General features: G+C 43.7%; 11 protein-coding genes. 3 read left to right on the top strand and 8 right to left on the bottom strand.

The annotated features are described in order from the left end of the window. The first annotated feature begins 132 nt into the window (after positions 1-132). From JKP82_RS12025 to JKP82_RS12015, 3 genes are all read left to right on the top strand, one after another. Positions 133-969: an AAA family ATPase gene (locus JKP82_RS12025; RefSeq protein ID WP_218397168.1), complete on the top strand. Its 837-nt coding sequence runs from the start codon at positions 133-135 to the stop codon at positions 967-969. Next, complete coding sequence (locus JKP82_RS12020; protein WP_218397166.1) at positions 969-2,150, top strand: vWA domain-containing protein; 1,182 nt, start codon at positions 969-971, stop codon at positions 2,148-2,150. The genes JKP82_RS12025 and JKP82_RS12020 overlap by 1 nt, the downstream gene beginning before the upstream one ends. A gap of 61 nt (positions 2,151-2,211) precedes the next feature. After that, positions 2,212-2,901, top strand: a complete 690-nt coding sequence (locus JKP82_RS12015; protein ID WP_159530584.1) for a nucleotidyltransferase family protein — start codon at positions 2,212-2,214, stop codon at positions 2,899-2,901. Positions 2,902-2,925: 24 nt separating this feature from the next. On the opposite strand, the gene JKP82_RS12010 is transcribed toward JKP82_RS12015, so the two are convergent. The 8 genes from JKP82_RS12010 to cmoA all read right to left on the bottom strand — a co-directional run bounded on the left by JKP82_RS12010 (position 2,926) and on the right by cmoA (position 12,290). Beyond that, positions 2,926-4,290, bottom strand: a complete 1,365-nt coding sequence (locus tag JKP82_RS12010; protein ID WP_159530582.1) for an MATE family efflux transporter — start codon at positions 4,288-4,290, stop codon at positions 2,926-2,928. Positions 4,291-4,292: 2 nt separating this feature from the next. Next, positions 4,293-5,528 (bottom strand): molybdopterin molybdotransferase MoeA, encoded by a 1,236-nt coding sequence (gene moeA, locus JKP82_RS12005; RefSeq protein WP_218397164.1) that lies wholly within the window; start codon positions 5,526-5,528, stop codon positions 4,293-4,295. Between the two features lie 149 nt (positions 5,529-5,677). After that, the gene (locus JKP82_RS12000; RefSeq protein ID WP_159530578.1) at positions 5,678-7,432 is read right to left on the bottom strand and encodes a sugar phosphorylase; all 1,755 of its coding nucleotides are present in this window, start codon (positions 7,430-7,432) and stop codon (positions 5,678-5,680) included. Between the two features lie 6 nt (positions 7,433-7,438). Next, positions 7,439-8,662, bottom strand: a complete 1,224-nt coding sequence (locus JKP82_RS11995) for a glycosyltransferase family protein (RefSeq protein ID WP_159530576.1) — start codon at positions 8,660-8,662, stop codon at positions 7,439-7,441. Positions 8,663-8,674: 12 nt separating this feature from the next. Then, a complete protein-coding gene (locus tag JKP82_RS11990) occupies positions 8,675-9,484 on the bottom strand; it encodes an HAD-IIB family hydrolase (RefSeq protein ID WP_159530574.1) in 810 nt (269 codons plus the stop codon). Beyond that, on the bottom strand, positions 9,484-10,365 hold the full coding sequence (locus tag JKP82_RS11985; protein ID WP_159530572.1) for a kinase: 882 nt from the start codon (positions 10,363-10,365) through the stop codon (positions 9,484-9,486). Before JKP82_RS11985 ends, JKP82_RS11990 begins: the two co-directional genes overlap by 1 nt. 95 nt (positions 10,366-10,460) lie before the next feature. Beyond that, positions 10,461-11,444 (bottom strand): tRNA 5-methoxyuridine(34)/uridine 5-oxyacetic acid(34) synthase CmoB, encoded by a 984-nt coding sequence (cmoB, locus tag JKP82_RS11980; RefSeq protein WP_159530570.1) that lies wholly within the window; start codon positions 11,442-11,444, stop codon positions 10,461-10,463. Between the two features lie 117 nt (positions 11,445-11,561). Then, complete coding sequence (gene cmoA / locus JKP82_RS11975; RefSeq protein WP_159530568.1) at positions 11,562-12,290, bottom strand: carboxy-S-adenosyl-L-methionine synthase CmoA; 729 nt, start codon at positions 12,288-12,290, stop codon at positions 11,562-11,564. Positions 12,291-12,297: the final 7 nt, after the last annotated feature.

Below are 12,297 nucleotides of genomic sequence, written 5' to 3'. Positions count from 1 at the left end.
TCATAGCCTGAATTTGGGGATTTCGTCATACCCCTATATCATTGGTCCCAAACGTGAAAATGCAAAGTGCTTTTTCGCTATATGTTATTGTTATTTTACATGACGAATCAGAACGAAAGAGGTAAAACCAGAATGGCTTTTAGTGGAACGTCGAATTACATTGCTACAAAAGATTTGCAATTGGCCGTGAATGCCGCCATTACGCTAGAGCGTCCACTGCTCATTAAGGGTGAGCCAGGCACGGGTAAAACCATGTTGGCAGAAGAATTAGCCGCCAGTCTTGGAACCGATTTAATTCAGTGGCACATCAAATCTACCACGAAGGCACAACAAGGCTTGTACGAATACGATGCAGTATCCCGCCTTCGTGATTCACAGCTGGGTGACGACCGTGTTCACGATATTGGCAATTACATTGTTAAAGGGAAACTGTGGCAGGCTTTTGAAGCGGGCAACCGTCCTATCTTACTAATTGATGAAATAGACAAGGCAGATATTGAGTTTCCAAACGACTTGTTGCTTGAACTCGATAAGATGGAGTTTTTTGTCTACGAGACTCAAGAGCGCGTGGTGGCCAAAGAGCGTCCTATTGTTATTATCACGTCAAATAATGAAAAAGAGCTTCCAGACGCCTTCCTACGCCGTTGCTTCTTCCATTACATTCAATTTCCTACGCCTGAAGAAATGCAGCAAATCGTTGATGTGCATCTCCCCGATTTGAAGAAAAAGCTGCTTGATGAAGCATTGAAAGCCTTCTTTGAGATTCGTGATGTACCAGGGCTTAAGAAAAAGCCGTCTACGTCAGAGCTTATCGATTGGTTGAAACTGCTGGTGGCCGAAGACATTCCACCTGAAGCGTTGCAATCTAAAGACGGTAAAGCTGCCATTCCACCGCTTTATGGTGCATTACTTAAAAACGAACAAGACATTCACTTGTTTGAAAAATTGGTATTTATGGCGCGCCGCTAATGCTTATTCAATTCTTTTTCACGCTGAGAAAATATCAAGTAAAAGTGAGCTTGCGAGAGCTACTTGATTTACTCCACGCCTTGGAAAAGCATATTGTTTATGCAGATTTGGAAGGCTTCTATAGTTTGTCTCGAACCATCATGGTGAAGGATGAGTCTCAATACGATAAATTCGACAGAGCATTTGCCGATTATTTTGAGGGGGTAGAATCTATCGATTTATTCGGTAAAGATATCCCCGAAGAATGGTTACGTAAACAAATCGAGAAAACCCTGAGTGCAGAAGAGCGTGAAGCGCTACGGCAGTCTGGCGGCTTAGAAGCTTTAATGGATACCCTTAAAAAGCGCCTTGAAGAACAAGAAAAGCGACATCAAGGTGGTAACAAGTGGGTGGGTACGGGTGGAACATCTCCCTTTGGCGCTTATGGCGATAACCCTGAAGGTATTCGTATTGGGCAAAAAGGCAACCGTCGTAACTCTGCGGTAAAAGTATGGGATAAGCGCGAGTTTAAAAACTTATCTGCCGACGTTGAGCTAGGGACACGAAACATTAAAGTCGCCTTGCGTAAATTACGTAAGTTCGCCAGAACCGGTGCCAGTGAAGAACTAGATGTAGCCACCACCATTGGTGAAACGGCCAAAAAAGGCGGTATGCTAGATATACACATGTCGCCAGAGCGTCACAACGCGGTTAAGGTTTTAATGTTTTTTGACGTGGGTGGCTCTATGGATCCTCACGTTAATACCACGCAAGAACTTTTCTCTGCAGTGCAGAGTGAGTTTAAATACCTCGAGTATTTCTATTTTCATAACTGCGTGTATGAAGAGGTTTGGAAAGATAACCTGCGACGCGAAAAAGAGCGGGTATCGGTTCACGATATCATTCATCGCTATGGTAAAGACTATAAGGTCATCTTTGTTGGCGATGCCACCATGGGGCCTTATGAAATTACCTATCCTGGAGGAAGCGTTGAACACTGGAACGAAGAGCCGGGTAGTGCGTGGCTGGGGCGTATACTGAACCACTTTAATAAAGCGGTATGGTTAAACCCCCAAGCTGATAATTATTGGCCTTATTATTCGTCTATTTCAATAATCAAAGACATTGTGGAAGACAGAATGTATGGGTTAACGCTTGAAGGCTTAACACAGGCTATAAAAGAGCTTAGCCGTTCACGTTAGCGTTGGTTACCTTAGTCCCTGTTTACATTAATCGTCGTTATTAGCCAGTGGGTTAGACAGAATGAGTAAAGTCGCAAGCATACTGTTGGCGGGTGGGGAAAGTAGGCGTTACGGCAGTAACAAGTTACTTTCCCCGCATTATAGTGGGTTGCCGTTAATTCAATACGCTTTGCAGCAGTTACACGGGCTTAATCTTGCCGGTACTTATGTTGTTACTGGGCGTTGGCACAGCGATGTTGTCGATGTGATTTCGGCAAACGCGGTTCAAGATAGCAATAGTACTAAGGTGTGTTACAACCCATTGTGGCGTGAAGGCATTGCTTCAAGTATTCGTTGTGGTCTGCAGGCTCTCATGCAGGAAAATAACCTCATACAGGCAAAGAATGCCAATCAGGTAACTGACAATGAGTACACCCATGTGTTTGTACACTTAGCAGACTTAGCCAGTGTTACCACCGCTACACTGCAAGCATTGCTTAACGAAATTCCATCAAACCCCAATCACATCATTTACAGTCAGTGGCATAACCGCGGCTTTGAAGAGCAAGTGAAAGTAAAAGCGACAGTGCCCGCTATATTCCCCAATGCGGCATTTGACAGCTTACTTGCGCTAAGGGGGGGCAAGGGCGCAAAGAAAGTAATAGAAGACTGGAAAGACAAAGGGCGGGCGATTGGTGTCAATCACCCCGAGTCTGCATTTGATATTGATGCGCCCAGTGATTGGAAAGCCTATCGGAGCAACGAGGCATAACCGATAGGCATGACATCAATTAAATTACGTGGCGAATCGGTAGTTTGGCCGTTGAATATAATAAAGTCTTGCACCTAGCATGACTGCCGCAGCACTTAACCCCACAATAAAGCCAATCCAGAAGCCGCCAGCAGACATTGGTTCTGCCGTGATCCAATTAGTACGTCCTAAAATTACGCCGGTGGGTAAACCAATTAACCAGTAAGACACAAACGTAATGATAAACATGGCGGTAGTATCTTTGTAACCACGAAGCGCATTGGCTGATATTACTTGAATAGCGTCAGAAAGCTGAAAAATAGCCGCATAAATCAGTAGGGCATTCGCCATTTGGTAAACCGCATCATCGCTGGTATAAAGCCCAATAATGAATGCCTTTGCGGTTAACGTGAAAGTAGCCGTACAGGCAGCGGTAATAAACCCAATAATAATTGAGCACTGAGCGGCAATTTTAGCTTGGCGTCTGTTATTTTGCCCAATCCGATAACCAATTCTAATAGACGCTGCCATACCAATACTCATTGGTATCATAAACATGAGTGCCGAGAAATTAAGGGCAACTTGGTGGGCGGCAACAGTCGTGGGGCCAAACGGCGCCAGTAATAGTGCCACCACCGCAAATAAGGTCACCTCGAACAATAATGTCATGGCGATGGGAAGGCCAAGCTTAAAAGTACGCTTTATGGCAACCAAAGACGGCTTATAGTACGTATCGAATAGTTTGTACTTTTTTAGTGCTGGGCTAAAGCGCACATAAATGAAGGTTGCAATTAGCATGGTGTAAATAACGATGGCCGTTGCAACACCACAACCCGCGCCACCAAAGGCAGGAATAGGGCCCACGCCGTAAATGAAAAGGTAGTTACCTATTATATTGGCCATTAAACCAATCACGGTAATTAACATGGTAGGCTTGGTTTTACCTAGCCCTTCACAGTAATTTCTTAGCCACTGATAAAGCGCAAAACCCGGCATAGCACACAGTACATAAATTACATAGTCCACAGTGATGGTATGAAGTTCATCTGCCATTGGGAATATCGATACAATGTTACCGGCAAAAGGAATAAGTGCGGCCACCACGATACCAACGAAACACACTAAGTAGCCTGCTTGTTGACTGGCATTGGCAATGCCGGTGATGTCTTTTGTACCTTGAAGCCTTGAAATAATGGGCGGTAAAGCTAGCGCAATACCTTGTATAAAACACAACAAAGGTACGGTAATACTAAAACCAAGCGCCACCGCAGCCATATCAGTCGCACTATAACGGCCAGCCATAATGGTATCGCTCACGCCCATTAGCATTTGGGTAATTTGCGCAATTAATAGTGGCCAAGCCAGCTTTATAATATCTCTACCTTCAAGTAGATAACGTTTGTTCTTCAAGGTTACAGATCCGATTCAGGTGAAAGTAAATCAAAAGGAATAACAGGCAGGGTTGTGCCTTTTTCAACATGACTGATGTCTTCGTGAATTATCATTAAACAATTTGCTGCGGTAATAGACGTCATCACACCAGAACTTTGTGTGCGAAACGGCGTTACCAGAAGGTTGAAGTTTTCATCGTAGGTTATCGTGGCGCGCTGAAAATCCCGACGGCCAGCACGACGTTTAATATCGCAGGTTACCGTGGCATTAACGGTTAGCGGTTTACGAACTTGCTGTTCACCCTGCATTTTTCTGATTAACGGGGTAACAAGAAGTTTAGCGGTTACAAAGGCAGAAACAGGGTTACCAGGCAAACCACAAAACAAGGTATTGCCAATATGGCCTAAGGCAAAAGGTTTACCCGGTTTAATTGCCACTTTCCAAAAGTCGATACTACCTAAAGTGTCTATTACGCCTTTCACATAATCGGCGTCGCCAACAGAGACGCCACCACTACTTACCATCACATCTACCCGTTCGCTTGCTTCATTGAACAGGGCGGTAAGTGATTGTTCATCGTCTTTTACTATGCCGAAGTCGATAATCTCAACGCCCAATTCTGAGAGTAGGGCGCTCACACCAATACGATTAGATTCATATATCTGTGTAGGTAAGCAGGGTTCGCCAGGTTGAGCCAGTTCAGAGCCTGTGGCGACAACACCCACTCTAACTTGTTTCACTACGTCTACCGTGGTTAGGCCTTGTGAAGATAGCAACATAAGGTGCTGCGGCTGTAATCGAATACCTTGAGTTACCAGTGACTGTCCGACTTTAATATCCGCTTCTTTGGTGCGAATATTTTCACCACAAGACGGTCGCTTATTAATGCTTACCTTATTGCCTTCAGTGAACGTATTTTCAACCATCACTACGGCATCGGCGCCTGGAGGGACAGGTGCGCCTGTCATTATTTTAATCGCGTGACCGGGTTTTAAAGGTTCGTCTGCGGCCATGCCGGCGGTAATGGTGCCCTGAATAGGCATAAGCGTGTCTGGTCGACAATCAGCTGTATTAATAGCAAAGCCATCCATTGCCGAGTTATCCCAGGGGGGCACAGATAAAGAAGCATGAACTTCAGAAGCGGTAATTCTACCTAGGGCGTGGCTTAACTCAATGGCTTCAGATTCACCCAAGATGCTCGTTGCATCAATTGCTTTTTCTAATGCGTGTTCTAACGATAACCATTTTGAAGACATGAAAACCACTCCCTAATTTGAGGGGGGGATTATCACCTAAATGAGTGAATAAACCAATGTATTAGGCAGTGACGAAAAGGAAATTATAACAAAAACGGCGCTATAAGCGCCGTTTGGAAGAGGTCAATGGAGAGCTCAAGAATGTAAGGTTACTCAAAGTCTTGGTTGCTTATCCAAAGCACTTGATAGGGTTTCAATTGCAAAAAGGCATCCGACAAGGAAATTTGTTGACGAGTCACAAGATCTATCCAGTTATCGGTACCAATTAGGTTGATATCAGATAATAGAATAGTTTGCTCTTCATCCGACACATTACTAATACAGAAGATACTTTGCTTTCTGTCTAAGCTTTGTCGCCAATAACCGAAAATACTTTCGTTAAGCTGCAACGTGAATTGTGTGGCATTCGGGTGGAATGCAGGTTGAGCTTTACGAATTCGAATTAACTGAGACAATCGCGTCAGCACTTTGTGGTGCTGAGAGTAGGGCGAATCAAGCAAAGCTTCGAGCTCTTTGAAATCCCAACGTCTGCGGTTAATTGAACGGTTTTGACCTGTATTAGCCACTTTTTCATAGTCGTTAGACGTACCTAATAAACTATGAATATAAATGCCTGGAATGCCTTCCATTCCCAGCATAATGGCATGCGCACAGATGAATCTGTCTATCTGCCATTTATCAGGGCCTTTTGTCGTTCCCTGTAACGCATCAAATAATGTGATGTTTATTTCATAAGGCTTTTGCTGCCCATGATCAGATGCACGCCACGAAATCTTGCCACCAAAGTTTTGCATGGTATGCACAAGTTCTGAAATTTCTTCATCGTCTAGCAACCCTTCGGCAGGGCGAAGCCCAATACCATCGTGGGAAGCAATAAAGTTGAAGTATGCCGTACCGTTTTGCGCAGGTGGCATGCTCATCATCCAACTCTTTAAGTACTTACAATTACCCGTCACCAAGGTGTTGACCAATAGTGGCGGCAATGAAAAGTTATAAATAGCATGGGCTTCATTGGCATTACCAAAATAGGTCAAGTTTTCCCTATTGGGAATATTGGTTTCAGTAATGATAATAATAGACGGGTCGACATGTTCAATCAGCGTGCGAATTAACCTAATAACCTCATGAGTTTGAGGGAGGTTAATGCAGTTAGTGCCAACAATTTTCCACAAAAACGCCACGGCGTCTAAACGGAATATTTTTGCACCCTTATCGATATACAAACGAATGATATCAATGAACGTAAGAAGTACCTTAGGGTTCCTGAAATCAAAATCAACTTGGTCGTGACTGAAAGTACACCAAACATGTTTAGTGCCATCTTTGGTTTCTGTTTCACGCAATAGCGGCGAAACCCGTGGTCGGGTAACGATAGACAAATCGTCAGCGGGATCTCCAGTAAAGAAAAAATCTGAACCCGGGCCTTCACCTTTAATGAAATTATCGAACCATACACTACGCGCAGAACAGTGGTTAATCACCAAATCAGTCATTAACCCATAGTCTTTCGCAATGGCTTCTATATCATCCCAACTCCCCAATGCTTCATTCACACTTGAATAGTCGATAACCGAAAAGCCATCGTCTGAACTGTATGGAAAGAAAGGCAGAATATGCACGTTGTTAATGGTGTTCTTGCTATATCGGTTTAAAAAGCGATTGAGGGTAACGAGCGGACGCTCGTCACCATCAATAACGCTATCACCATAGGTGATCATGACAATGTCTTCCTCATCCCAATAATTGGAATGAGATGGAGGAAGCGCAATATCATCATCAGGCTTAATGCCCATGGTTTCCATTAAAGACATGGTTAAGCTTTCTAATGAATGCTCAAGGGGCACGTCAGCATAGATATATTCTAGATGGTGCTTTACTTTGTCATGGAGTACTTGCCATGTCATTGTCTATTACTCCATAAATTCTGCGGTGTCAGCTTCAACGGCCTCCAGCAAGCGCTCAAGAATATCAGGCACAGCGCTGGTGACTCGGTTCCAACTTGGAATGAAAGGGGTTTCCATTGGGTTTTCCAAGAAGTTCTGACCAGCTTTCATGATATTACTGGCGAACATTTCAACTGCTTTCTCTTCACTGTGAATATCAAGAGTAAGACCATTCATGACTGCGTCGTTGTGATAGGTCTCAATAAAGTCTAGTGCAATTCTGAAATAGGTGGCTTTAATAGAGCGGAACATCTCGTTACTAAAGGTATAACCTTGGGTAGCCAACTTTCTAAAAATGGCTTTAGTAATGTCGATAGACATTTTAGATAAGCCACCTTGATCGTCATTTAATGATAGGTCTTGGTGTTTATGATCGTAAATATCACAAATGTCGGCTTGGCAAAGACGGTTGTGCGAATAGTTGCGGTGCATTTCAGACAATACACCAATTTCTAAACCCCAGTCGCTAGGAATGCGAATGTCATTTAGTACGTCGCGGCGGAATGAAAATTCACCGGCTAATGGATAGCGGAAACTGTCCATAAACTCGAGATATTCGTTATCACCCATAATACGCTTGAGTGCACGTAATAACGGCGTAACGAGTAAGCGTGAAACTCGACCATTAATTTTGCCGTTAGCCACGCGGGCGTAGTAACCCTTACAGAACTCATAGTTAAAGTTCGGGTTTGCCACCGGGTAAATTAGTTTAGCTAACAAATCTTTATTGTAGGTAACGATATCACAATCGTGAAGCGCGACAGATTCGGCACGATTTGATGCCAACACATAGCCCATGCAATACCAAACATTACGGCCTTTACCAAGTTCTTTTGGCGCAAGTCCTTTAGACTGAAGTTCTTCATCCAACGCCTTTAAACGAGGTCCGTCGTTCCACAATACACGGTGGTGCTGAGGAAGTTTGTCGAAAAATTTAAGTGCATGTTGATATTGCGCTTTATCGGCGCGATCTAGTCCTATTACGATTTCGGATAAATACGGAACATCTGTCAGTTCATTAACAATATGAGGCAACGCCTCACCTTCAAGTTCCGAGAAAAGGGACGGCAAGATAAGCGCCATCGGACGTTTCTGAGAAAAGCGGAGTAATTCGGCTTCTAGTTCCTCTGTTGGTCTACGAGACAAATTATGTAAAGTTGTAACCACACCATTTTGATAAAAATCAGCCATGTGTCCTCCTGATTATAGGGAAAGCAATTGAGTTAGCATTTCGTTCCAGCCTTCGGGGCCAAGTAACGTGCTGGTATAAACCTCGTCTTTTTTAACGGAAGGCGGAGGATTTACCGGAGATAAAATTCGTATAGCGATATGCGCTGCTTCAAGCATAGCAATATCGTTTTTACCATCGCCGAGGGCAATAGTTTTAACATGACTCTCATGTTGTCTTTGGTATTCAGCCGCTAGCCATTTAAGGGCTTGGCCTTTGTCGCAATTGCCAGATACATGGATAAATCGTCCGCCCTCTAGAGGATAGGCGCCACGCTCTTTTACTGCCGCTATAAACTTTTGTTTGTTTTCATCAGAACCTGTCCAAAGTACTGGTTCACCAAATTGACGTTTAGCTGCTAGGGCTGCGGATGCTTCATCTAAGCCGGTACTGCTTTGAATTTCTTCTAAACTCATTTGTGAAAACTGTTTGAACTCACCTTCAAAATCCGCTTTGATTTTATCCAGCAGTTTGATCCAGTAATTTTTATTGGAGATGAACGATTTACACCAGTAACCATCCACCCATACGGTTCCACTAGGTTTCTTTTTGAAAAAACCATGTGGAATGAATATCGCCGCGCCATTTTCAATAATAAATGGTCCAGTAAGGCCAATTTGCTCTCGTAGAGGTTGTAGCTCAGCAAAGGTTTTACTGGTGGTTGGAATAACCGGTATATCTCGTGACTCTAACGCTGTTAAAGCAGGTTTCGCCGCCTCGAATGAGTAGGTATGGTGGTCTAACAGCGTGCCGTCCATATCGGTGAAAACTAGCGTTCTTGTCATTATTTTACTTCCTCGCCGGTTATAGTTCTTGTTTCATCTAGCGAATACACAGTGTCACACTTTATTGGCAATGTTTTTAGTGCATGCTCGGTGAGTCGTTGGTAATTCTGAATAAATTGCGCCACTTGTTCATCGGACATTACCCCTGTAGATGCACCCTGCGTAGTTACAGCAAGTTTATGTTCTTGCTCTAACCGCCAGCGGTAGACACAGTCAAACGAGGGAGCTTTTAACATAACCCGATAATCGATTTGATCAAACAAGCTTTGATATTCATTTGATAATTCAGTATTAACAAATGAACGCCAAATACCAAGGGGATCTTGGTTTTCTTCTAAACTATTTATAGGTTGTTTAATATCAGAAGCGCTTTGTGGTGTTACCGCAACGCACCATCCTTCTAAAATAATGATATCTGGTGGCGCCGACACCACAGGCCATTGATTAACAGGGAAGGGGTCGTCTATGGCTTTATTGAAACGGGGAAGGGCAACTTGACCGTTCCTTTTAAGCTGCTTAAAGGTGTTAAGCGCAAGAGGCATATTGTGCGTACCGGGTACACCTCGGGTTGCTAAGAGAGGGTGAACCTTAATCGACAGCGCGTTTCGCTGAGATTTGTCTAAGTAAAAGTCATCAATAGAAAGGCAAACCACTTTTTTGGCGTAAATGCTGGTTAAATACGCGCTAATAAAATCGGTAAGCGTAGATTTTCCCGAACCTTGGCAGCCATTAATTCCGACCACCAATGGAACGTTGTTTGAATTCTTTGCACTCTCTTGGTGCTTAAGTAGCCGCTCGCATAATGGGATGAACCATTTCTGTGCAGTGTCTGCATACGTACTTGGTAGCTGATGTGTCTTTAAAAACCCATGTATGTCCATGTTGCAACCCTATTAAATGCAGAATACGTACATCATGGGGATTATAGGTTACAACATTTATGCCAACATCTCGGTTGCATTACATAGGGTTGAACTTATTTACGATCCGCAACAATCACGGCTCGTTGTGGTGCAGGATACCCCTCAATGGTGCGAGTAATATCTTCAGGGTCGAGAAAATCTTTCAATGACTGACCTTCAATCCACTCTGTGGCACGTTGCTCATCTAAGGTGGTGAAGTTTTTATCGACAACGCGAATATTTTCAAACCCGAGTCGCTCTAGCCACACTGTTAATGCGTCTGTGCTGGGTAAAAACCACACATTGCGCATTTGAGCATAGCGTTCGCCCGCCATTAAAACAGTCTGCGCGTCACCATCAACCACCAAGGTTTCTAATACCAATTCACCGCCTTTTCTTAGTTGATGCTTCAGTTGGGTAAGAAACTGGATGGGATCTTTACGGTGATACAGTACGCCCATAGAAAAAACGGTATCAAATGCATTTAACGGCTGCATCTCTTCTATACCTAGCGGCAAGAAATGAATGCGATTGTCAGGAATAAAGTGTTTGATAGCTTGAAATTGAATGAGAAACAGCTGTGTAGGGTCGATACCAACTACCCGAGACGCGTCGCGTCCTAACATACGCCACATATGATAACCACTACCACAGCCCACATCGAGCACGGTTCTGTTTTTAAGTGGAGATATATGCGGGGCAACCCTGTCCCATTTCCAATCTGAACGCCATTCGGTATTAACGTGAATGTCGTGTATATGGAAAGGGCCTTTTCGCCAAGGCATAAACTGTTGCAGCAACCCTAATATCTTCTTCTGGGTATATTGGTCTATATCATCCGCTTTACCAATTCGAACTTCATCAACAAGGGTGGTGGACGAAGGTGTCGTGGTTGGAATTTTTGCAAGTAGACGACACCACTTATCGAATTCACCGTGTTTCTGACTCTTTTGCCATTCATTCATTTGCGCAGGCAGGGTTTGTAGCCAATGCGCTAAAGGCGTATCTAAAATAGATTTATAGCAGTCGTTAAACCACGCTGATTCTGGTTTCGTCATATTATTCTCGGTGTTCTTAATTGTGCATCTCGGTGCTTTTGGTTCTAGCTCACGGTATTTGGGATGCTAATTATAAATGTTCAGGAGGTATTACTACTTCTTTAACCGCTGTGCCCGCTACTTTATTGCCACCAGCGACGTAAAGTTAAAGCACTTAAACCACATCACCACATCTTTAAAGCCAACAGACTTCAGACGGGTTTCGTGTTCGCTGAAGGTATCGGTAAGCATAACTTTCTCGATGGCCGCGCGTTTTTGGCTTACTTCTAATTCGCTGTAGCCGTTGTCTCGTTTAAATTGATGGTGCAAATCTATCAGTAGTTCATTGCCAGCAATGGTAGGGTGCTTAATTTTTTCTGAAAGAATCAAAACACCACCTTCATTCAAACCATCGTAAATTTGTTTCAGTAGGGCTTCTCTATCGGCAGGCGGAATGAATTGTAAAGTGAAATTCATTACTACCATAGAGGCGTTTTCTATTTGGGTATCTTGGGCGTTTTGCTGAATGATGGAAATTGGGTTTGGCAAATTGAAGGCTTGAACCATGCGTCGACAACGGTCAACCATGGCATCGGAACTATCAATACCAATTATTTCACAGGGCACATCTTGTGTAGCGCGAGCAACAGAAAAACTTGCTGCACCCAAGGAGCAACCTAGGTCATACACCTTCGTATTTGGTTGTACTTTTGTTTTGGCCAATTCACCTATGGTATGAACAATTGTTTCATAACCCGGTACTGAGCGTTGGATCATATCGGGAAAAACGTCAACTACTGACTCATCGAATGAAAAATCTGCTACCTTTTTAAGAGGGTTGGCATAAAGTCTGTCGTGTTTTTGCACAAAATGT

This window comes from Alteromonas lipotrueae, assembly GCF_019249215.1.
GTDB lineage: Bacteria > Pseudomonadota > Gammaproteobacteria > Enterobacterales > Alteromonadaceae > Alteromonas > Alteromonas lipotrueae.
The sequence above is the reverse complement of the archived record's forward strand: the minus strand, read 5'-3'. Positions and strand labels throughout refer to the sequence as shown.

What these genes read in the sequence shown, in the direction of transcription:
- JKP82_RS12025 (WP_218397168.1), top strand. Translation starts at nt 133, where the DNA reads ATGGCTTTTAGTGGAACGTCGAATTACATTGCTACAAAAGATTTGCAA.
- JKP82_RS12020 (WP_218397166.1), top strand. Translation starts at nt 969, where the DNA reads ATGCTTATTCAATTCTTTTTCACGCTGAGAAAATATCAAGTAAAAGTG.
- JKP82_RS12015 (WP_159530584.1), top strand. Translation starts at nt 2,212, where the DNA reads ATGAGTAAAGTCGCAAGCATACTGTTGGCGGGTGGGGAAAGTAGGCGT.
- moeA (WP_218397164.1), bottom strand. Translation starts at nt 5,528, where the DNA reads ATGTCTTCAAAATGGTTATCGTTAGAACACGCATTAGAAAAAGCAATT.
- JKP82_RS12000 (WP_159530578.1), bottom strand. Translation starts at nt 7,432, where the DNA reads ATGACATGGCAAGTACTCCATGACAAAGTAAAGCACCATCTAGAATAT.
- JKP82_RS11995 (WP_159530576.1), bottom strand. Translation starts at nt 8,662, where the DNA reads ATGGCTGATTTTTATCAAAATGGTGTGGTTACAACTTTACATAATTTG.
- JKP82_RS11990 (WP_159530574.1), bottom strand. Translation starts at nt 9,484, where the DNA reads ATGACAAGAACGCTAGTTTTCACCGATATGGACGGCACGCTGTTAGAC.
- JKP82_RS11985 (WP_159530572.1), bottom strand. Translation starts at nt 10,365, where the DNA reads ATGGACATACATGGGTTTTTAAAGACACATCAGCTACCAAGTACGTAT.
- cmoB (WP_159530570.1), bottom strand. Translation starts at nt 11,444, where the DNA reads ATGACGAAACCAGAATCAGCGTGGTTTAACGACTGCTATAAATCTATT.